At 32.5% G+C, this 21,836-nt stretch carries 23 protein-coding genes and 4 tRNA genes; 15 read left to right on the plus strand and 12 right to left on the minus strand.

The window, feature by feature from the left end; all coding sequences use genetic code 11:
* Positions 1-47: 47 nt before the first annotated feature.
* The 9 genes from V6624_RS00170 to tgt all read right to left on the minus strand — a co-directional run bounded on the left by V6624_RS00170 (position 48) and on the right by tgt (position 8,715).
* A complete protein-coding gene (locus V6624_RS00170) occupies positions 48-713 on the minus strand; it encodes a response regulator transcription factor (protein WP_338840482.1) in 666 nt (221 codons plus the stop codon).
* A gap of 115 nt (positions 714-828) precedes the next feature.
* Complete coding sequence (locus V6624_RS00175) at positions 829-1,620, minus strand: sensor histidine kinase (RefSeq protein WP_111285982.1); 792 nt, start codon at positions 1,618-1,620, stop codon at positions 829-831.
* An 18-nt stretch (positions 1,621-1,638) separates the two neighbouring features.
* Positions 1,639-2,133 (minus strand): hypothetical protein, encoded by a 495-nt coding sequence (locus V6624_RS00180; RefSeq protein ID WP_239455641.1) that lies wholly within the window; start codon positions 2,131-2,133, stop codon positions 1,639-1,641.
* Positions 2,134-2,276: 143 nt separating this feature from the next.
* Entirely contained in the window at positions 2,277-2,648 is a 372-nt protein-coding gene (locus tag V6624_RS00185) for a hypothetical protein (RefSeq protein ID WP_111285978.1), read from the minus strand.
* Between the two features lie 136 nt (positions 2,649-2,784).
* Entirely contained in the window at positions 2,785-4,329 is a 1,545-nt protein-coding gene (dnaB, locus tag V6624_RS00190; RefSeq protein WP_095931682.1) for a replicative DNA helicase, read from the minus strand.
* Between the two features lie 140 nt (positions 4,330-4,469).
* A complete protein-coding gene (locus tag V6624_RS00195) occupies positions 4,470-5,423 on the minus strand; it encodes an acetyl-CoA carboxylase carboxyltransferase subunit alpha (RefSeq protein WP_111285976.1) in 954 nt (317 codons plus the stop codon).
* Positions 5,424-5,535: 112 nt separating this feature from the next.
* Entirely contained in the window at positions 5,536-6,426 is an 891-nt protein-coding gene (locus V6624_RS00200; RefSeq protein WP_111285974.1) for a DMT family transporter, read from the minus strand.
* Positions 6,413-7,501, minus strand: a complete 1,089-nt coding sequence (locus V6624_RS00205) for an LptF/LptG family permease (protein WP_338840486.1) — start codon at positions 7,499-7,501, stop codon at positions 6,413-6,415. Before V6624_RS00205 ends, V6624_RS00200 begins: the two co-directional genes overlap by 14 nt.
* A gap of 83 nt (positions 7,502-7,584) precedes the next feature.
* On the minus strand, positions 7,585-8,715 hold the full coding sequence (gene tgt / locus V6624_RS00210; RefSeq protein WP_111285972.1) for a tRNA guanosine(34) transglycosylase Tgt: 1,131 nt from the start codon (positions 8,713-8,715) through the stop codon (positions 7,585-7,587).
* Positions 8,716-9,009: 294 nt separating this feature from the next.
* Here tgt and V6624_RS00215 point away from each other — a divergent pair, with 294 nt between their 5' ends.
* The 3 genes from V6624_RS00215 to V6624_RS00225 all read left to right on the plus strand — a co-directional run bounded on the left by V6624_RS00215 (position 9,010) and on the right by V6624_RS00225 (position 11,431).
* A complete protein-coding gene (locus tag V6624_RS00215) occupies positions 9,010-9,309 on the plus strand; it encodes a hypothetical protein (protein WP_338840488.1) in 300 nt (99 codons plus the stop codon).
* 245 nt (positions 9,310-9,554) lie between these two features.
* Entirely contained in the window at positions 9,555-10,403 is an 849-nt protein-coding gene (locus V6624_RS00220; RefSeq protein ID WP_338840489.1) for a transketolase, read from the plus strand.
* Positions 10,404-10,477: 74 nt separating this feature from the next.
* Positions 10,478-11,431 (plus strand): transketolase family protein, encoded by a 954-nt coding sequence (locus tag V6624_RS00225; RefSeq protein WP_111285966.1) that lies wholly within the window; start codon positions 10,478-10,480, stop codon positions 11,429-11,431.
* Positions 11,432-11,611: 180 nt separating this feature from the next.
* On the opposite strand, the gene V6624_RS00230 is transcribed toward V6624_RS00225, so the two are convergent.
* Positions 11,612-12,781, minus strand: a complete 1,170-nt coding sequence (locus V6624_RS00230) for a hypothetical protein (protein ID WP_338840490.1) — start codon at positions 12,779-12,781, stop codon at positions 11,612-11,614.
* Positions 12,782-12,860: 79 nt separating this feature from the next.
* Here V6624_RS00230 and V6624_RS00235 point away from each other — a divergent pair, with 79 nt between their 5' ends.
* Both V6624_RS00235 and V6624_RS00240 read left to right on the plus strand, forming a co-directional pair.
* Positions 12,861-13,256, plus strand: coding sequence for an RNA-binding S4 domain-containing protein (locus tag V6624_RS00235; protein WP_338840491.1), 396 nt, complete (start codon positions 12,861-12,863; stop codon positions 13,254-13,256).
* 150 nt (positions 13,257-13,406) lie between these two features.
* The gene (locus V6624_RS00240; RefSeq protein ID WP_338840492.1) at positions 13,407-13,907 is read left to right on the plus strand and encodes a phosphoribosyltransferase domain-containing protein; all 501 of its coding nucleotides are present in this window, start codon (positions 13,407-13,409) and stop codon (positions 13,905-13,907) included.
* On the opposite strand, the gene V6624_RS00245 is transcribed toward V6624_RS00240, so the two are convergent.
* On the minus strand, positions 13,899-14,417 hold the full coding sequence (locus V6624_RS00245) for a shikimate kinase (RefSeq protein WP_338840494.1): 519 nt from the start codon (positions 14,415-14,417) through the stop codon (positions 13,899-13,901). The genes V6624_RS00240 and V6624_RS00245 overlap by 9 nt on opposite strands.
* 126 nt (positions 14,418-14,543) lie before the next feature.
* Between V6624_RS00245 and V6624_RS00250 the strand changes: the two genes are divergently transcribed.
* The 3 genes from V6624_RS00250 (at position 14,544) to V6624_RS00260 (ending at position 14,856) form a co-directional block, all read left to right on the plus strand.
* A tRNA-Lys gene (locus V6624_RS00250) sits at positions 14,544-14,616 on the plus strand.
* A gap of 40 nt (positions 14,617-14,656) precedes the next feature.
* Positions 14,657-14,729: transfer RNA gene (locus tag V6624_RS00255), tRNA-Lys, on the plus strand.
* A 44-nt stretch (positions 14,730-14,773) separates the two neighbouring features.
* Positions 14,774-14,856, plus strand: a tRNA-Leu gene (locus V6624_RS00260).
* A 425-nt stretch (positions 14,857-15,281) separates the two neighbouring features.
* On the opposite strand, the gene V6624_RS00265 is transcribed toward V6624_RS00260, so the two are convergent.
* Positions 15,282-15,845: a DUF6705 family protein gene (locus V6624_RS00265; protein WP_111285956.1), complete on the minus strand. Its 564-nt coding sequence runs from the start codon at positions 15,843-15,845 to the stop codon at positions 15,282-15,284.
* 429 nt (positions 15,846-16,274) lie between these two features.
* Between V6624_RS00265 and V6624_RS00270 the strand changes: the two genes are divergently transcribed.
* The 7 genes from V6624_RS00270 to V6624_RS00300 all read left to right on the plus strand — a co-directional run bounded on the left by V6624_RS00270 (position 16,275) and on the right by V6624_RS00300 (position 21,714).
* Positions 16,275-16,347: transfer RNA gene (locus V6624_RS00270), tRNA-Lys, on the plus strand.
* Positions 16,348-16,551: 204 nt separating this feature from the next.
* Entirely contained in the window at positions 16,552-17,052 is a 501-nt protein-coding gene (locus V6624_RS00275; RefSeq protein WP_111285954.1) for a tetratricopeptide repeat protein, read from the plus strand.
* A 216-nt stretch (positions 17,053-17,268) separates the two neighbouring features.
* On the plus strand, positions 17,269-18,168 hold the full coding sequence (locus V6624_RS00280; RefSeq protein ID WP_338840496.1) for a MerR family transcriptional regulator: 900 nt from the start codon (positions 17,269-17,271) through the stop codon (positions 18,166-18,168).
* A gap of 39 nt (positions 18,169-18,207) precedes the next feature.
* A complete protein-coding gene (locus V6624_RS00285; protein WP_338840497.1) occupies positions 18,208-19,674 on the plus strand; it encodes a phytoene desaturase family protein in 1,467 nt (488 codons plus the stop codon).
* A gap of 4 nt (positions 19,675-19,678) precedes the next feature.
* Entirely contained in the window at positions 19,679-20,518 is an 840-nt protein-coding gene (locus V6624_RS00290) for a phytoene/squalene synthase family protein (RefSeq protein WP_338840498.1), read from the plus strand.
* Positions 20,519-20,768: 250 nt separating this feature from the next.
* Positions 20,769-21,209 carry a sterol desaturase family protein gene (locus tag V6624_RS00295; RefSeq protein WP_111285946.1) on the plus strand — a complete coding sequence of 147 codons (441 nt, stop codon included), beginning with the start codon at positions 20,769-20,771 and terminating at the stop codon, positions 21,207-21,209.
* Positions 21,210-21,243: 34 nt separating this feature from the next.
* Positions 21,244-21,714 carry an SRPBCC family protein gene (locus V6624_RS00300; RefSeq protein WP_338840499.1) on the plus strand — a complete coding sequence of 157 codons (471 nt, stop codon included), beginning with the start codon at positions 21,244-21,246 and terminating at the stop codon, positions 21,712-21,714.
* The last annotated feature ends 122 nt before the right edge of the window (positions 21,715-21,836 follow it).

A 21,836-nucleotide genomic window follows, 5' to 3' on the forward strand; every position in this document is an offset into this window, starting at 1 on the left:
CATATTGTATTATGTGTTATCAATTCAGTTTTTGACAGCATAATTTTTTAGATTGTCAAATCTGCTAAATCGTTTTGAATGGCATACACAACCAAACCAGCAATATTGCGCGATTCTGTTTTAAGCAGCAAATTATTTCTGTGCCCTTCAATAGTTCTCGGACTTAAAAACAGCTGCTCGGCAATTTCGGCAGTTGTTTTCTGCTGACAGATCAATTGCAGAACTTCTACTTCACGAGGCGAAAGGAAACTCGTATCTAAACCGCCTTTTGTATTTTTAGGAGAAACTATGGTTTCTTGAATTGTTTTTAAAACATTTTCATTATAGTAGAATCCTTTTGCAGCTACTTCTCTAATTGTCAGAATTAAATCTTTTGGAGTAGTATTTTTAATTAAATAAGCAACAGCACCAACCTGAATCATATTAGCAATGAATGACTTCGTATCATAACTTGTTAGCGCTATTATTTTGATATCGGGAAACGCCTTTCGAATAATTTTAGTGGCCTCGACACCATTTAAAACTGGCATCTTTAAGTCCATTATAATTAAATCGGGTTTGACTTCGTTTTCATTTAACTGAGAAATTAGATCTTCTCCGTTTGAGGCCTCAAAAATAACTTCTACATTATCTTCTCTCTGTAATAAAAAAGAAATTCCTTTTCGAAACAAAATTTCATCATCGACAAGGGCAATTTTAATAGTGGCATTCATCTTTTTGGATTTTGGTCGTTTAGTTTGGTATCCCGAAATTACAAAATATGATTAATAAATAGCCAAAACATATCATTTTATCGACTAAAAACCTTATTAAAGTTCTAAATTCGACCTAAAAAGTAAAATTTACTGCGATTCCGTTATTAATTTCAGAGGTAATTTTGATTGTTCCCTCCAAAAATGATATTCGGCTATCAATATTTTTCATTCCTAAACCTTTTTGATTTTCAGCATTTGAACTATCAAAACCAATTCCGTTATCTTCATAATTACATGTATTTACACCTTCAATATTGATAAATGAAATCCAAATTTCGGTTGCTTTTCCATGACGAAGCGAATTATTCATTAATTCTTGAAGAATTCTAAAAATATGCAAATGTCTGTCGAGATCTTTGTCGTCAAAATCGATTTCATTTTTATAATGCGTTTTGACAGATTTACTGGTTTCAAATTCCTCGCATAATTCTTCTATTCCTGCATTTAATCCAAATTTTTCGAAAACAGGAGGCAATAGATTATGGGCAATTTTTCTAGAGTTTTCTAAAGCTTTAGTAGTTAAATTGATTATATTTTCGGTTATTTCAGCCGTTTCAGATTCTGTAAGATTTGGCGCAGTAAGCAAATGGCTATTTAATGAAACAATATTTAATTTCGAACTGATATCATCATGAAGATCTTGTGCAATTCTTTTGCGTTCTTCTTCCTGCGTGATAATAACAGCATGCAATTGTTCTTTTTGATAGCGAAGTATTAAATCTACTTTTTCTAATTCCTTCTGAATTATTTTTTGTCTAGAAAAATAAAAGAATATAATTAAAACTACCGCAACAATCATAAAGAAAAGTGAGGTATATAAAATTATAGCAACGATTTCTTTTTCTGGTATTGAATGGAGACTCATATTATGGATTGAAATATTTTAATTAGCTAAATTTTTCGTTTTTGAAAAACTCACTTTCCATTCTACAATCATAGAGAAATAAAATACTCCAACTAAAAATGCATTTAATCTCCAACTTAAATATTTAAATTCATTTGACAAGTTATGCGTTAAATTCCCTACCAACAATAATACTGTTGAAGCAAGCATAAAAGCTACAACTCCAATCGAAAAATAATAGTAAGTTTTATTATCGCCAAGCATATTATAAAAATGCATTAAAGCAAAAATAAGGACTAGCAATGAACAGATTGTAATTTCAAACAAATTAAATTTATAAATCTGTTCTGGGTCATTATATAATTGAATAAAAATGATCAATAGAGCCAAAATCATACTCCAAACTACCACTTTTTTTTGTGCCTGAATTTTAAATAATGACTTATAAAACAATCCTAACAATATCATCTGTCCAATGACAAATGTATTCATCAACAATAAATTATTTAAATGCATATGATACATGATTTCCATAGAAATCTGAATTAAAAAGCTAAAAACAATATATATGATGAAAAAGACATTAGCTTTTTCCTTGCGGAAAAAGCTATATGTATATAATATCAAACTTATAAATAAAATGATATAAGAAGAATATATTAAAAAATCATCCATTGTTATGCCATCGGACTAGCTGGATCACCATAAGGAGGACATGGACGGCTAGTGTCATAAACAACTTCGCTTCCCTCACATCCTTCTGATACACCCACATTAAATACATCTACATAAATACCGGTTTTTTTGTCCAGTTTTGTACCCACAAACATTAAAGTTTGTTCTCCAGCATTGTTAATTCCTTTGTATGCTCTAACTGCATCAATGTCTTGCTTTAATACTAATCTCAAAGCATCTAAAGGGATTAAGTAAGCGTCTATTTTACCTTTACCTTCTTCAACCTCTTTAGGCGAATCACGGTATTTTTTTGCCCAACTTTTACCTTCTTCTAAAGATACTTCAACACTTCCTAGATTAAAATCATCATTCATAATTTACATTTGTTAATTGGTTAATAATTTAAAAAAAATTAATAGTTTCTGATTGGTTTAGCTAAACTACTGATTTTTATTAAAAGATTAACGTCAAAATATAAAAAAAGCCTTAATAATAAGGCTTTTTAATTTTTTAAAATGGAACATCACTATCGTCGTCGTCGTCATTTAAATTACTTCCGAAAGCTTCGTTAGCAGATGGTAAATTTTTAGTTATAAAAGGGTTATCATCATGATTCATTTTTGATGGTAAATCATCATAACCTCCTGTAAACTCTTCAAGATTATCAAACTTACCTAAGTGTCCTAAGAATTTCAGACGAATATTTTCCAAACCACCGTTACGGTGCTTGGCTATAATAAACTCAGCTTGACCTTGTGTAGAAGAAGCTTCATCATCATCCCATTCTTCAATTTTATAATATTCAGGACGATAGATAAACGATACGATATCGGCATCCTGCTCGATCGCTCCAGATTCACGAAGATCCGAAAGAAGCGGACGTTTACTAGAACCACGGGTTTCAACGGCACGCGATAACTGAGAAAGTGCAATTACCGGAACGTTAAGCTCTTTTGCCAAAGCCTTTAAGTTTCGGGAAATTGTCGAAATCTCCTGTTCACGGTTTCCTCCTCCTTTACCACTACCTCCTGCAGTCATTAACTGCAAGTAGTCAATAATAATTAGTTTGATTCCGTGCTGAGAAGCCAAACGACGACATTTTGCACGTAAATCGAATATCGAAAGCGAAGGCGTATCATCAATAAATAATGGGGCTTTTTCTAAGTTTTTTACTTTTGTACTTAATTGCTCCCATTCGTGTTTTTCTAATTTACCTGTTCTTAATTTTTCTGAAGACAATCCTGTTTCAGAAGAAATAAGCCTCGTAATTAACTGAACCGATGCCATCTCCAGAGAGAAAATCGCAACTGCATGTCCAAACTGAATACTCACGTTTCTCGCCATCGAAAGGACGAAAGCCGTTTTACCCATACCAGGACGAGCTGCAATAATAATTAAATCCGAAGGCTGCCATCCAGAAGTTACTTCATCCAGTTTCTCAAAACCAGTTGCAACTCCACTCAAACCTTCCTTACCAGCAATTTCTTCAATACGTTTTTTCGCCTGAAGAACCAAACTCTGAGCAGTCTCAGAACTACGCTTGATATTTCCCTGAGTTACTTCGTATAATTTAGATTCGGCTTTATCCAGCAAATCGAATACGTCTGTTGTCTCGTCATAAGATTCTTCAATAATTTCAGAAGAAATTCGAATCAAACTTCTTTGAATAAATTTTTGAAGAATAATACGCGAGTGAAATTCGATATGCGCAGAAGAAGCAATTTTCTGCGTTAGCTGAATCAAATAAAAATCTCCTCCAGCTAGATCCAGCTTTCCGTTTTTCTTTAACTGTGTTGAAACCGTTAAAATATCAATTGGCTGAGTTTCTGTAAAAAGCTGTAAAATCGCCTCAAAAATATGTTTGTGCGCGTCTTTGTAAAAAGCATCAGGCTGTAAAATATCAATTACATCATCTACCCCTTTTTTATCAATCATCATCGCGCCAAGAACAGCCTCTTCTAAGTCAATAACTTGAGGAGGAAGCTTACCTTTTTCTAGATTAATAATTGTGGTTTTGTCGACCTTAACGGGGTTTAAGTTTTTGAAATTTTCCATATAGCGAAAGTAGCAAAATTTAAAAAAAATATGCTATCGAGTTATAACTAATAATTGTTTATAAATAATCTTGATTTGTTCATAACCAAAAAAAAATCCGAAACCGTAGGGCTTCGGATTTTTCATCATATTATATGAATTTACTCTTTAAACTCGCCCATATTACTGTATTTGTCCATTCTTTGGGCAATTAAATCGGCTGTTGATAAATCTTTCAATTCGTTATATCCTTTAGTAATATACTCCGCTACTGTTTTGAAAGTAGTTTCTCTGTCATAATGTGCTCCTCCTAGTGGTTCTGGAATTACATCATCAACTAATTTTTGTTTTTTCATGTCAGAAGAAGTTAATTTTAAAGCTTCTGCTGCACGCTCTTTGTATTCCCAGCTTTTCCATAAAATAGAAGAGCAAGATTCTGGAGAAATTACAGAGTACCAAGTATTTTCTAACATATAAACACGGTCTCCAACACCAATTCCTAAAGCTCCACCAGAAGCACCTTCACCCACAATAATTGTGATAATTGGCACTTGCAGACGAACCATTTCGAAAATGTTTCTAGCGATAGCTTCTCCTTGTCCTCTTTCTTCGGCTTCAAGTCCTGGGTATGCACCCGGAGTATCAACTAAAGTTAAAACTGGAATTCCGAATTTCTCTGCCATTTTCATCAAACGCAAAGCTTTACGGTATCCTTCTGGATTTGCCATACCAAAATTACGGTACTGACGTGTTTTTGTATTAAAACCTTTTTGCTGACCGATAATCATAAACGATTGTCCGTTTATTTTACCAAGACCACCAACCATAGCTTTATCATCTTTAAAACCTCTGTCTCCATGAAGTTCTAAGAAAGTATCTCCGCAAATTGCTTTGATATAGTCTAAAGTATACGGTCTATTTGGGTGTCTTGACAATTGCACTCTCTGCCAAGCCGTAAGGTTTTTGTATATTTCTTTTTTAGTTTCTACTAATTTTTTGTTGATTTCCTTGCACGTCGGGGTTACGTCAACGTCAGATTCTTTTCCAATAATAACACACTTTTCTAACTGTTCTTCAAGTTCTTTAATTGGAAGCTCAAAATCTAAATATTCCATGGATTTTTGAATTTTGTTTGTAAATCGAACCGCAAATATAAAAATATTATATCATTGGCGAAGTTAATTGTTATTTAAAGTATAAAAATGCATTTTAATAATAAGGAAACTATTACAAGTTTTCTTTCTTGTTCTGATAATGTTTGAAAACACCGTTTAGAATAACTGTTATGATTATTATAACAGCTCCGATATAAAATTCGACGCTCATTTTCTCTTTTCCCCCTAAGATAAAATAAGCCAAAACTATCCCGTAAACTGGCTCTAAATTAGTAGTTAACATTACTGTATAAGGGGTTAATCGCTGCATTACTTTTACCGAAGCTGTAAAAGCGTAAGCCGTACAAATTGAAGCTAAAATCAATAATAAAATCCAATTATTCAAAGACATTTCGAAGAAATCTGCAGTGAATTTTCCTTGGAATAAAAAATAAATCGTGATAAAGAAAACTCCTGCTCCAAACTCATAAAACGTAATTACAGAAGGTTCGTGATCTGAGATCAATTTTCCGTTCATTAAGGTAAATAGCACACCTAAAATGATTGCTGCTAAAGCGTAATAAACTCCTGTAAGGTATTTAATTTCAACCTGAAGAATCAATCCTAAACCAGCTATGATTATAAGTCCAAAAAAAACTTCATACCAAAGCACTTTCCTTCCATAAAATAAGGGTTCTAATAAAGAAGCAAAAAAAGCTCCTAAAGAAAATATCGAAAGTGTTATTGAAACATTAGAAACATGAATTGCTTTAAAAAAGAAAATCCAGTGCAATGCAATCAATAAACCAACAAAAATCAATTTGAAAAATTCTTTTATTGGGACTTGAAATGATTGTTTTTTAACTGCTATAAATCCGCCAAGAAAAATCATGGCAAGCAACATTCTATACCAAACTAAATTTTCGGCATCAATTGTAATTAAAGCGCCTAAAATGGCTGTAAAACCCCAGATAAAAACAATTAAGTGAAGATTTAAATAACTTTTTAAATTATCGTTTCGCATTACGTAGTAAATAAACTGCTAAGATTCCGAAAACAATATTTGGGAACCAAACAGCTAATAAAGGTGAAAAAGTAGATTTTTCGGCAAGTGTACCAAATATTTTATCAAAGAATACAAACGAAAATGCAATTGCGATTCCAATAGCTAGATTCATTCCCATTCCACCACGCCGCTTCATAGAAGAAACCGAAACCGCAATAATTGTTAAAATAAATGCCGAAACTGGTATACTATATTTTTTATAAAGAACAACTAAATAGGTGTTTATGTTTCCTGAACCTCTTTTTCTTTCTTTCTCAATAAAATCAATTAATTTACCTAAAGTCAAAGTTTCTGCAATATAAACCACAGGAGTCAAATCGGCCAATTCAAACTTGAAGGCCATATTTTTTTCTGGAGACTTTTCAATTACATCATTTAAATCTCCAACTGTACGTTTTGTATAATCATATAAGATGTAAATCTTTTTCTTCGGATCCCATTTAATACGGCTTGCAGTAATTTTATAGGTTAATTTTTCTTTTTCAAAATGTTCTAAAGAAAAGTTGAAAGCTGTTTTAGATTCTTCATTAAAACTGTTTACAAAAATAAAATCATGATCGTTAATTTGTCTGTAAACATTAGTGTTTTCTCCACGCATGAGCTCTTTTCCATTTCCTTTTAAATAGGTATATCTAAAATTATTATACCCTTCACTTGCTGCTGGAACAATAAAAAATCCCATTAGCAAAACGAAAATAGAAACGATTGTTGCACCTATAATATAAGGACGCAAGAAACGCGTAAATGAAATCCCTGAACTCAAAATAGCAATAATCTCTGTATTATTAGCCAATTTTGAAGTAAACCAAATTACCGATAAAAACAAAAATATCGGAAACAGCGAATTAATAAAGTAGATCGTAAAATTATAATAATAGAAAGCAATATCGCCAAACGGAATCTTGTTTTCGAGCATTTTATTTACTTTCTCAGAAACGTCAATTACGATTCCGATTGGTGCAAATAAAAGCAACATCACAGAGAAAGTTCCCAGATATCTTTTTAAGATGTATTTATCTATTATTGAAAGCATATAGTTTTTGTTTTTTTGTTTCAAGTTTCAAGTTTCACGTTCTCTACAAAACTTGAAACTTGAAACCTGAAACTTGGAACTTTTTATAATCTTTGGCTCATATTTTTAACCATCATTTCTTTCCATGGTCTAAAATCGCCCGCTAAGATATGTTTTCTAGCTTCACGAACCAACCACATATAAAAACCTAGATTATGAATGGTAGCAATTTGTTTTCCTAAATATTCATTTGCGGCAAACAAATGGCGCAAATAAGCCTTTGTATATTCTGTATCAACAAAAGTGTGCCCCATTTCATCAATTGGAGAAAAATCGGCTTCCCATTTTTTATTTTTGATATTGATTGTTCCATTTGCTGTAAACAACATACCGTTTCTTGCATTACGAGTTGGCATAACGCAATCGAACATATCAATTCCTAACGCAATATTTTCTAAAATATTAATTGGAGTTCCAACCCCCATTAAATAACGAGGTTTATCTTCAGGAAGAATTTCACAAACTACTTCAGTCATAGCGTACATTTCTTCAGCTGGCTCACCTACTGAAAGTCCGCCAATTGCATTTCCTTGTTGTCCAGAATTAGCAATATATTCAGCCGACTGGCGACGTAAATCCTTATAAGTACTTCCTTGAACAATCGGAAAAAACGTTTGTTCGTAGCCATATTTATAAGGCACTTTTTCTAAATGATTGATACAGCGATCCAACCAGCGATGTGTCATGTGCATAGAGCGCTGAGCATAACGGTAATCGCAAGGATACGGCGTACATTCATCAAATGCCATGATAATATCAGCACCAATAGTACGCTGAATTTCCATTACATTTTCTGGTGTGAAAAAGTGGTAAGAACCGTCGATATGCGATTTAAATTTTACCCCTTCTTCTTTAATTTTTCTATTTGAAGAAAGAGAATATACTTGATATCCTCCAGAATCTGTTAAAATATTACGATCCCAGTTCATGAACTTATGCAATCCACCTGCTTTTTCAAGAATTTCAGTTTGCGGACGTAAATATAAATGATAGGTATTTCCAAGAATAATATCTGGATTAATTTCTTCTTTTAGTTCACGCTGATGCACACCTTTTACAGATGCAACCGTTCCAACTGGCATAAAAATAGGAGTTTCTATAACTCCATGATCAGTAGTAATACTTCCCGCTCTCGCTTTCGACTGCGGATCTTTCTGTAATAAATCAAACTTCATAAATTCGTTTTTCTCCCGACCGTTCGGGACGGCAAAGATAGTTTAATTTCAGGAAAATTTTATTAATTAGGTAATTTGTCAATTAGAAAAATTAGATAATGTTTTCTTAATTTGAAAATTGGAATTTTAACGTTTCTAACTACAAATTTCTTTTTAAGGTTTCCCAGTCCTAATAATTACGTTTAAATATAAAACCAAAATGTAAAAACTGCAACTTCCATCATTTTAAATATAACACACGAAGAATACAGATTCTCTAACTTTAATTTATTAATTTTTAAAGTCTTAGAAATCATGATAAACTCAGAAGAAAAGTTAGATCAAATAAAAGATGACCAGATTGAAAGAAATCTTGAAAATATGGATTATCCCGCAAACGAAGATATTTACAATCAGGACAACAAACTGGAAGATATTAATCCTGAAGACATTTCAGGAGAACGCATCGTTAATCAGAACAATCACGAATGGAAACAAAACAGCGATAAAATCGGTAACGATTTGGATATTCCAGGATCTGAGTTAGATGACCAGCAAGAAGATATTGGTTCTGAAGATGAAGAAAACAATTATTATAGCGAAAGTGATAATTGATACTGATACTTAATAGAAAATTATATTTAAAAGTCCTGCAAAAGCAGGATTTTTTTATTCATCAATTTAAAATTGTAAAAAACACACTTATAAAGGCTTTTGAAGCAAAAGTTCCGTTATATTTTTTTACGGAATGCAGAAAAAACAGCTAAATTTAACAATTGTTATGCAACTAAAGCAAAAAATCATTTGTCTGCCCACAAAATAAAAATTACTTTTGCTTCAGTTTAACTTTTACATATAAAATGAAGCCTAACACACAACAATTAAGCGATTTAACGATCCAAGTAAGAAGAGATATTCTTCGAATGGTACATGCTGTAAACTCTGGACACCCAGGTGGTTCATTAGGTTGTACTGAATTTTTGGTAACACTATATCAAAATATTATGGACCGCAAAGAAGGTTTTGATATGAACGGAATTGGAGAAGATTTGTTCTTCCTTTCAAACGGACACATCTCTCCTGTCTTTTATAGCGTTCTAGCACGCAGCGGTTATTTTCCAGTTTCAGAACTTGCTACTTTCAGATTATTAGATTCTCGTTTACAAGGTCACCCTACAACACATGAAGGTTTACCTGGAGTTCGTATTGCATCTGGTTCATTAGGACAAGGTTTATCTGTAGCTCTTGGAGCAGCGCAAGCTAAAAAATTAAACGGTGACAATCACTTAATTTATACTTTACACGGAGACGGAGAATTGCAAGAAGGTCAAAACTGGGAAGCAATTATGTACGCATCTGCTAAAAAAGTTGATAACATTATCGCAACTATTGACCTTAATGGAAAACAAATTGACGGAACAACTGATGAAGTTTTAGCAATGGGAAGCCTACGTGCTAAATTTGAAGCTTTTGACTGGGATGTTTTAGAAATTAAAGAAGGAAACAGTATCGACGCTATCCTTGCTGGTTTAAATGATGCTAAATCTAGAACAGGAAAAGGAAAACCAGTTTGTATTTTATTACATACAGAAATGGGTAACGGAGTAGATTTCATGATGCATACACACGCTTGGCATGGTAAAGCTCCTAACAACGATCAGTTAGCAGCTGCATTAGCTCAAAACATTTCAACTTTAGCAGACTATTAAAAAAAGCTTTAAGCTGTAAGCAGTAAGCAGTAAGCTTATTGCCTAAAGCCTATTGCCTAAAGCAAAAAATAAAAATGAAAAAATACGAAAATACAGGAAGCAAAGATACTCGTTCTGGTTTTGGAGCGGGAATGACTGAACTAGGTCAAAAAAATGAAAATGTTGTAGCGTTATGCGCTGACTTAATTGGTTCATTAAAATTTGATGAATTCAAGAAAAATCATCCAGAGCGCTTTTTCCAAATCGGTATTGCAGAAGCAAACATGATTGGAATCGCTGCAGGTTTAACTATTGGAGGAAAAATTCCTTTTACTGGAACTTTTGCTAACTTCTCTACAGGAAGAGTTTACGACCAAATTCGTCAATCTGTTGCTTATTCAGATAAAAATGTAAAAATCTGTGCTTCTCACGCTGGTTTAACTTTAGGAGAAGACGGAGCAACGCACCAAATCTTAGAAGATATTGGTTTAATGAAAATGTTGCCAGGAATGACTGTAATCAATACTTGCGATTACAACCAAACTAAAGCTGCAACTTTAGCATTAGCAGATCACCACGGTCCTGCTTATTTACGTTTTGGCCGTCCAGTAGTGGCTAACTTTACTCCTGCTGACGAACCATTCGTAATTGGAAAAGCAATTATGTTAAATGAGGGAACAGATGTTACAATTATTGCTACAGGACACTTAGTTTGGGAAGCTCTTATTGCAGCTGAAGCTCTTGAAGCAAAAGGAATTTCTGCTGAAGTAATCAACATTCACACTATTAAGCCTCTTGATGAAGAAGCTATTCTAAAATCTGTTGCTAAAACTAAATGTGTAGTAACTGCAGAAGAGCACAACTACCTTGGAGGTCTTGGAGAAAGCGTTTCAGGAGTATTAGCTTTAAACAACCCAACTCCGCAAGAATTTGTAGCAGTAAAAGATAGTTTTGGAGAATCTGGAACTCCAGAGCAATTAATGGAAAAATACAAATTAAACAATCAAGCAATTGTTGAAGCTGTAGAAAGAGTAATCAAAAGAAAATAATTTTAGATTTTCTTACTTTATAGAAAAACCTCGGAATTTAGATTTCGAGGTTTTTTGTTTTTAAAGATGTGCTTTCTCAAAATCTTCTATAGAAATTTTTCCCTTTCTAAAAAAAGAGAAATATATTAGACATAAAAAAACCTGAAATTGCTTTCAGGTTTTTATTTATAATTTAGAGTTTTAATTCTGCTTTATCGGATAAGTTTTATCTAAATGAATTCTTAACCTTCCGCTAGCCGTGTAATCTTCTTCAACATATTTTTTAACATTAGTCGAAGATTCAGGTTTTGAAGGATCTGTAAGAGCTCCTGTAGGTCTTCTAGGAATTCCTCTAGGTTCCGTTTCATCAACATTTGGTGTTGCTGGATTATCTACCATTGGATCCCAAGGATAATAAAGTCTGATTCCATAATTAATACCATCCACTATACCAACTTCACTTGTAGGCTTTGTAAGCTCAAATCTAGTTGTAAATCCGTCTCCATCATCATCAAGATCAACAAAATCAGCAATTCCATCACCATCAGTATCATCGATTAATTCTTTAGGAGGATTAGGATATTTCGTTGTATTTCTAAAATCATAAAGATAACCATCACCATTAATATCTTCTAAATAATCAGGAACGCCATCACCAACAAAAACTCTTCCGCTGCTTGTTGTATTATATTCGTTATCCATTCTTTGGAGATCAAATAATTTAAAACTAAAATAGATTGGTGTATATGCAGGAATATTAGCGCCACTACCCGAAGCATAATAAGCTAAACCTGAAGGCAAGAACATTACACCAGCACCATAATCATTATACGTAATTGAACCATCATCACCAGTTGTAGAAGTTCCTGTTTTAAATTTTGGAAAAATCTCTGACCAACCTTCTATTACAGTACTCGTGTTTGCATATGGAAATAAATTAGCTGTAAAAGGAATTCCATACGAAGAATCAGCCATGGTTCCGTTTAACAAATAACAGCTATATGCTGTAGAAATTTTATCGGTATTAGTTGGATTCTGACCAGAACCTTCTCTTAAAACTAAATAATATACTTTATAAGTAATATCGTCACTATAAACATCTCTTGATGCTAATGTGTAAGTCTTCTGATCCCAGATAGAAGTTTGTGTTCCGCCTGCTGGAATTTTTGATATTTTAACATCAAAATCAGCGGTAACTGATTCAATATAATTGGTTTTTAAAAATTTTACAATAGAATCATTATCTGCTTTATACTGCTCTGCAAAATCTCTCAGCGGAACCGTTGTCGAATCATCGTCATCACTTTTATTACAAGAAACGATGGCGATACCAGCAAGTAGTAAAACAAAATAATATTTAAATTTATTCATTATTATCATTTTTTTAGGTGCGCAAGATACAATATTGATTTATTTTTGTAAAGAATTTAACTTGGATTTTAGAAAAATTATGAGAATAGATAAATACTTGTGGTGCGTTCGTTATTACAAGACCAGAAACATGGTTACTGAAGCTTGCAAAAAGAATCAGATCACTGTAAATGGGCAAGTTGCAAAACCTTCAAAAGAAGTTTTTCCTACAGACCGAATTACATTTAGAAAAGATCAAATTACACAAATTATAACAGTTTTAGATATACCGCAAAATCGTGTTGGAGCAAAATTGGTAGATCTTTATCAAAAAAATGAAACTCCGCCAGAAGCTTTTGCACATTTAGAACTATTAAAACTATCTAAAGAACATTCTAGAAGAACTGGAGCAGGACGTCCAACCAAGAAAGACCGAAGAGACATTGACGATTACGGAGATGACATTTTTGATGACGAAGAAGATGATACTGAATAAATTCTAAATTTATCAAATGCCAAATTCCAAGATCTTATAAAAACAAAAAAATCAAATTCAAAACAATACAAAAATCAAAAACCTAACATTGGAATTTGGATTTTCTATATTGGATTTTTAAATTAATTATCTTAGCAAAAAAAACACACCATGAGTAACAATATTATTCTAACCCACGAGGAAATCGAACATAAAATAAAACGTATCGCTTATCAAATTTACGAGACTTTTGTAAACGAAGAAGAAGTTGTTATTGCTGGAATTGCTTCTAACGGATTTGTTTTTGCCGAAAAAATCGCTTCAGTACTTAGCAGTATTTCTACCTTAAACGTTTCAATCTGCGAAGTAAAAGTAAACAAACAAAATCCGCAAGAAGCGATACAAACTTCATTAAGTCCTGAAGAATATAAAGAAAAAGGACTCGTGCTAGTTGACGATGTCTTAAACTCGGGAACCACATTAATCTATGCTGTTCGTCATTTCTTAGACGTTCCGCTTAAAAAATTCAAAACAGCAGTACTTGTTGACCGAAATCATAAAAAATATCCAGTAAAGGCAGATTTTAAAGGCATTTCGCTTTCGACCTCTTTATTAGAACACGTTCAAGTTGTTTTCAATTCAGAAAAGGGCGATTACGCTTCTTTAAGCTAAGATTTCTAAAATATCCTGAACCGTTTCTTCGACAGATCTATCATCAACCGATACTTTATGTTTCGCTTGATTGTAGTAAAAACTTCTGTCGAACAAATGTTTCGCGATAAACTCTTTCATTTCCTCTTCATTCATATTTGCAATCAAAGGACGTTTGCTTTTATTGTGAACCAATCTACTATATAAGGTATCAATAGATGCCTTTAAATATATAGATACAACATCATCTCCTTTTAATAATTCATGATTATTGGCATAACATGGAGTTCCTCCTCCAAGACCAATAATATTATTTTCTAAAGATTGCAGCAATTCGACGAACATTTCGTGTTCTAATTTTCGAAAATACACTTCTCCATGCTTCTCAAAAATCTCATTTATGGATAAATTTGCTCTTTCTTCGATGCATTTATCTAAATCCAAGAACGGAATATTTGTAATTTTTGACAAATTTTGGGCAATTGTCGACTTTCCGCAGCCCATATAACCTAATAACACAATTTTTTTCATATTAATAAAACCTTATAAACTAAGCGATTGGAGATTTTTCCAAAAAAAAGACAAATTTATGATAAAATAGCTTGGAAACTTCAAAAAAAACTCCTTATATTTGCACCCGCATTCAAGAAATTAAATGACTCGATAGCTCAGTCGGTAGAGCACATCACTTTTAATGATGGGGTCCTGGGTTCGAGCCCCAGTCGGGTCACAAATTTTGTGATTAACAAATTAAATTTCTTGAAAGCAATGACTCGATAGCTCAGTCGGTAGAGCACATCACTTTTAATGATGGGGTCCTGGGTTCGAGCCCCAGTCGGGTCACAAAAGGTCGGGTAATTTATTTTACTCGACCTTTTTTCTTTTTAGGCCATGTGGAGAAACGGTAGACTCGCCATCTTGAGGGGGTGGTGCTCGCAAGGGCGTGAGGGTTCAAATCCCTCCATGGTCACTATAAAAATTGAAAATCCTGAGAAATATAGATTCTCAGGATTTTTTTATGGTTCTATAATTTACAAGATTTTTTTTAGTTTGAAAGGACCTATGTTTAAAGAGGATCTTGCTTCAAACCCCATCATGAATCTGTTAAGATTTAAGGTTCTTTTTCAAGCTGTAACATCATTACGGTTTATTTCTCGACCTATTTCCAAATTCTCTGCACTAGCTGCAATGTATTAGTTTGTTAAATATTAATTACTTTTTTGGTTTTTAAAATCAATTAGATTAGCAATAGCTCTAAATGTTGCAATTTCAAATTTTCTGCTATTCCCATCTGCTATATCAAATGAACCGCCAACAATTCTAAAAACTAAAGAATTATTATAAAATTTAGAAATGTTTTTAATTGTCGAAATTTTAATTTTATCAAAGCTTTTTTTATTGTTTAGTTAAGAGAATTGATTTTGTTGGTAATATTTGCTCCGCTACAGTTGCACATTTTTTTCCATTTATCATGTCTTGTGAGGTCGCCAAAAACAGCTTAAGTTGATTATCAGAAGTTGTCGAAATAAAAACCTCTCCAGATTGACCACATTTTGAGTTTCTTCCAAAATAATTGAGCACATAATACTTTTTATTCGCACTGATATAATCTCCTTCTATAACTAGTGGATCAGTATCTGTTAAGTTTCTGGTATCTTCGATAACTGTTCCAGTAGTAGAGGTTATTAAATAACGAATAAGTAATTCATCTATAAAAACACCTCTTATATTACGTTTTACTTTTGTTAAAATAAAAGTGTAATTTTTATTGTTATTCGTTCCTTTCCAAGTTCCGATATACTTATTTAATAAGCTATTTACATCTTGAAGATAGGCACCATTTGGAATATCTGATTGAGAATCCCTATATTCAATTAATTTTTCCAAGGGTATTGTTTGCTGTGCTTTACATGATATTATTATCATTGTTAAACTTATGAGTATTATTGTTTTTTTCATGATTGTCTCTTTAGCAATTTGTATTTATTATTTTTTTATTAGCGTCTAACGATTTCTTTGTTGATGTATTATCCTTGTTGATTTTATATAATTCAATTCCGGATATGTAGCTTTTATCGCTTAAAAAACTTAAAAAACTAGCCTCTTTATTTCCTGATTTCATATAAGATGCATATTTTTTATATGTGGATTTTAAAAAAAAGTTCCACAACTTTTAATTAGAATATTGAAATTACATCTAAAACTTTTAAATCTTCCATTAAATGGTTCGAATTCTGTATCTTCACGATCATAGAAAAAAAAATAAACTCTATTTGATTGTAAAATAAGAACTTAAAGCTTTTATCGAAATTAATTGTAAAATTCATTTAAAAAAAGGCTTATTAACCTAAATAAAGTACTTATATTTGCACCCTCATTCAAGAGACAGACTCGATAGCTCAGTCGGTAGAGCACATCACTTTTAATGATGGGGTCCTGGGTTCGAGCCCCAGTCGGGTCACAAAAGGTCAGGTAATTTATTTTACTTGACCTTTTTTCTTTTTATGCAAGATTCAAATCCTGAAAGATTTAGAAAAAACCCCTTTATCCCTTCTTTATATTTTCTTATCTCCGAACTATTATTTTAAAAAAGAAATTCCCTTACAAAACAAAACTTTCTTAAATTCGTCGGGAAATAATTAATCACTAATCCCAAATTAGTCTTATGAAAAACCTACTAGTACTATCATTTATTATGATAAGCTTTTCGTCGTGGTCACAAACCGCAGCAATTTATTTTAACAAAGCTTTTAACAAAGCCGCCGCCGGAAATTACAAAAGTGCAATCGCCGATTACACAAAAGCCATCAGCAAGGATTCTAGATTTGTTGAAGCTTATCAAAATCGAGGCGTTGCAAAATTTAAACTAAACGATTTAAAAGGAGCTCATGCCGACTTTAGCAAAACAATCGAATTAAGCGATACGAATACTGATGCTTATACTGGAAGAGCAAACGTTAATTACAAATTGCAGAATTACGAAGAAGCCATAGAAGATTGCACTTCTTCTCTTGAATTAAATCCAAACGATTATGTGGCTTACAATTTGCGTGGTTTAGCTTATAACAAAATCGGAGACAAAAAAAAATCATGCAAAGATTTCACAAAAGCAATTGAATTAGGAAGTCAGAGCGCTACAAAAAACAGAGCAACTTTTTGTAAATAATAAAAACTCACAAAAAATAAAGAACAGTCTACAGAAATTTTTAACCTGCAGACTGTTCTTTTTTATCAAAGTAATAAATTTCTTAAAAAAAATATACCTGATTTTAGGTAAAAAATATATTTTTAATACTTAAACCTCTAATCCTCTATCTTTTTAATGTAGTTTTAAGGTCGAATATAAGATTTTGTTTTACATTTGTTTACTTAATCGCAAAAAATGATAAACAATATTAAAACTGTTTTCAGTATTAAAGATCTTGAGAACTTATCTGGAATAAAAGCGCATACCATACGCATCTGGGAAAAGAGATACAACATCCTTGAACCAATGCGAACCGATACTAATATTAGATTTTACAATCTTCAAAATCTGCAGAAACTTTTAAACATTACGTTATTACACGAATATGGTTATAAGATTTCTAAAATTGCGACATATCCTGACGAAAAGATTCCACAATTAGTGCGAGAAATCATTTCGAAGAAAAATTCACAAAACTATGCCATTACTTCTTTCAAAATGGCAATGATGAATTTCGATCAAGAATTATTCTTTAATACATTCGACTGGCTTATTTCGGAAAAGACTTTTAAAGAAGTTTTCAAGGAACACTTTTTGCCATTATTAAAAGAATTAGGACTATTATGGCAGTCTGAAACTATCACGCCGGCAAATGAACATTTTATGAGTCATTTGATTAAGCAGAAAATATTAATTTATACAGAAAGTCTTCAAATAAGAAAACCAACCAAAACCGATCGAATTTTCGTTTTATCACTTCCGTTAAATGAAATTCATCAAATCGGATTGCTATACCTGCAATACGAAATTTTAGATAGAGGTTACAAAACCATTTATTTAGGAGAAAGTATGCCAATTGAGAACTTGCAGGATTTAACCAAACATTTTGAAAATATTACTTTTATTTCGTTCATGACAGTTCAGCCAGATCGAAGCGTAATCAATCAATATGTAAAATCTATGGGACAGAAATTATTGCAAAACAACAACGAAATCTGGCTTATGGGTAAAATGGTTGAACATATCGATCAGAAAGTCTTAACGGACAAAATCAGGATTTTTGATTCGATGGAAGAAACTATTAACATGATCTAATTTATTTTTGTTTAAGTTTTTCTTATATTTGTTAAACAAATGAGAAAAACTATTCAAATAATAGGTTCTGGCTTCTCTTCTTTGGCTGCCGCTTGTTACCTTGCCCAACAAGGAAACAACGTTACTGTGTATGAAAAAAACAGTACGATTGGCGGGCGCGCAAGACAGTTTAAAGAAAACGGCTTTACATTTGACATGGGCCCAAGCTGGTATTGGATGCCAGATGTTTTTGAACGTTTTTTTCAAGACTTCAACAAAAAACCTTCTGATTATTATGAGCTTATAAAACTTAATCCCGCTTATCGGGTTTATTTTGGGATAAATGATTTCATAAGCATTTATGATAATTTAGAAGACATCAAATCTACTTTTGAAAGCATTGAAAAAGGAAGCGGAGAAAAACTGCAAAACTTTATCAATCAAGCAAAAAGCAATTATGATATTGCAATTAAAGATTTAGTTTACCGTCCTGGAGTTTCTCCTTTAGAATTAATTACGCCACAGACCGCTTTAAAACTCAATCAGTTTTTTAGCAACGTAAGTTCAGATATTCGAAAACAATTTAAGAACGAAAGATTAATTCAAATTCTAGAATTCCCTGTTTTGTTTCTTGGTGCAAAACCAACCAAAACACCTTCTTTCTATAATTTTATGAATTACGCCGATTTTGGCCTCGGGACTTGGCATCCAAAAACTGGAATGTTTGATGTCATTCGAGGAATCGAAAAACTGGCTCTCGAACTTGGTGTAACCATCAAAACCAATTCATCAATAGAAAAAATTATTGTAGAAAATAATACTGCAACTGGAATTGTAATTAATGGTGAAATCCTAAAAGCAGACATTGTTTTGAGTGGCGCCGATTATCAGCATACCGAAACTCTTTTAGAAAAAGAACATCAAATGTATTCTGAGAAATATTGGGAAAGTCGAGTTTTTGCACCTTCTTCTCTCCTATTTTTTGTGGGTTTTGATAAAAAAATAGAAAACATATCGCATCACGCTTTATTTTTTGATGTCGATTTTAATCAGCATGCAGCCGATATTTACGATAATCCAAAATGGCCAGAAGCTCCGTTATTTTATGCCAATTTTCCATCCAAAACAGATCAAACCGCAGCTCCAAACGGAATGGAATCTGGATTTTTCCTAATTCCGCTTGCACCCGGAATTGAAGATACCGAAAAACTCCGAGAAGAATATTTCGAGAAAATAATCACTCGTTTTGAGCAACTTACGCAGCAAAAAATTAAAAATAACATTATCTTTAAGAGAGCGTTCTGCAAAAATGACTTTGTATCTGATTATAATGCTTATAAAGGAAATGCTTACGGAATGGCAAATACATTAATGCAAACGGCTTTTTTAAGACCAAAAATAAAAAGCAAAAAAGTCAAGAATCTATATTTTACAGGACAATTAACCGTTCCTGGACCAGGTGTTCCGCCTGCTTTAATTTCAGGAAAACTCGCAGCTGAATTAATTCAAAAATCTTTTAGATCTTAAAAAAATGAAATCACTATTCGACGCCGTTTCTTTCAAATGCAGCAAACTTGTTACTAAAAGTTACAGTACTTCATTTTCGCTTGCCGTAAAAATGCTTTCACCAAGTATTCGCGATGCTATTTACAGTATTTACGGATTCGTCCGTTTTGCTGATGAAATTGTAGATTCATTTCATGATTATGAAAAAGAATATCTAATTGAAGATTTCGAAAAAGAATATTATAAAGCAATGGAATTAGGCATTAGCTTAAATCCAATTTTAAATTCGTTCCAACATACTGTAAAAGAATATAATATCACAGATGATTTGGTTCAGGCTTTTCTAAAAAGCATGAAAATGGATCTGATAAAATCAAATTACCAAACTCAATCCGAATACATCGACTACATTTATGGTTCTGCCGATGTTGTGGGTTTAATGTGTTTAAAAGTTTTTGTTTCTGGAAAAGAACATAAATACGAACAATTGAAAAATGAAGCCATGCGTTTGGGTTCTGCTTTTCAGAAAGTAAATTTCTTGAGAGATTTAAAAGACGATAACACCATCTTGAACCGAACTTATTTTCCAGGCGTAAACCTGAATAATTTCAACGAAGATTCGAAAAATCAAATCATCAAAGAAATTGAAGAAGATTTTCAAATCGCTTATCAAGGAATTGTAAAACTTCCAATCGAAGCTAAATTCGGAGTTTACACCGCTTATATTTATTACAAAAAACTGCTCAAAAAACTAAAAAACACTCCGTATTACGAAATTGGAAACTCCAGAATTCGAGTTTCTAATTACACCAAAGCGGGACTTTTAGCGCAGTCTTTTGTGACGTATAAATTGAAGTTGGTTTAGATTCGTTCATCGTTCAGTTATTATCATTAAGCCAACTGTTTGTTTTTCTGAGCGAAGTCGAAGAACCACGAGAAACTCCACAAAGATTGGTATACTGTTGAAGAGCTACTTGCGTTCCTTCGACTTCGCTCAGGATGACAAAAAATGGGAGAATCATCAATAAAAAAACTCTTTTGAGTCAATCTTTTATAATCTAAAGCTAAACTCAAAAACAATAAAACGATAATTTTAAAACATCAACATTTATAAAATGATTTCTTTTTTAATCTTTTTAGGCGTTTTTCTTTTTATGGAATGTGTGACTTGGCTTACGCACAAATACGTTATGCACGGATTTATGTGGTATTTTCACGCCGATCATCATCAGCCGAAATACGAAAATACTTTTGAGCGCAACGATATTTTCTTTGTCATTTTTGCCACTCCAAGTATTATTTTATTCTACTTTGGCGTTCAAGGCGGATTTAATTATTTGTTTTTCATCGCTTGTGGCATCACACTTTACGGCGCTTGTTATTTTTTAGTTCACGATGTTCTCATTCATCAGCGTTTTAAATGGTTTAAAAATACCAAAAACAAATACCTCATCGGATTACGAAAAGCTCACAAAATACATCACAAACACCTCAACAAAGAAAAAGGAGAATGCTTCGGAATGTTGTTCGTGCCATTCAAATATTATAAAATGTAGCATTCTTTGAGCGTGTTTCAAGAAAGATTTGATTATGAAATTATACAAAATAGTAACCGTACAACATATCAATGCAAGTGTAGAAGATTGCTGGGGTTTTTTCTCAAGTCCGAAAAACTTGCAAACCATTACGCTCGATAATATGAATTTCCAAATTCAGGATTACGACGGCAAACGCATGTATCACGGACAACTCATAACTTATACTTTAAAACCGCTTTTCGGAATCAAAATGTCTTGGGTTACCGAAATTACGGCTTGCCAAGAAAACGAGTATTTTGTAGACATTCAACAATTTGGTCCTTATAAACTTTGGCATCACAAACATTTCTTTGAGCCAACACCTGATGGCGGAACTAAAATGACAGACATTGTTCATTACGCTCTTCCATTCGGAATTCTAGGCCGAATCATGAATCGATTAGTCGTAAAAAACAAACTGAAAAGTATTTTCGATTATAGATTTAATAAAATCGAAGAATTGTTTAATTCTAAAAAAGCTTAAAAAATTAAACACATAGAATCATAGAATTTAGATTAACAAAAGGCGTTTCACTTGCATAAATACATCCCGAAGCTTCGGGACTATGTGTTAGAAACTGGTTTCTTTCCAAACTCTTAAAAGAA

The organism is Flavobacterium ginsenosidimutans (assembly GCF_037478105.1).
In the GTDB taxonomy this organism is placed as follows: Bacteria; Bacteroidota; Bacteroidia; order Flavobacteriales; family Flavobacteriaceae; genus Flavobacterium; species Flavobacterium ginsenosidimutans.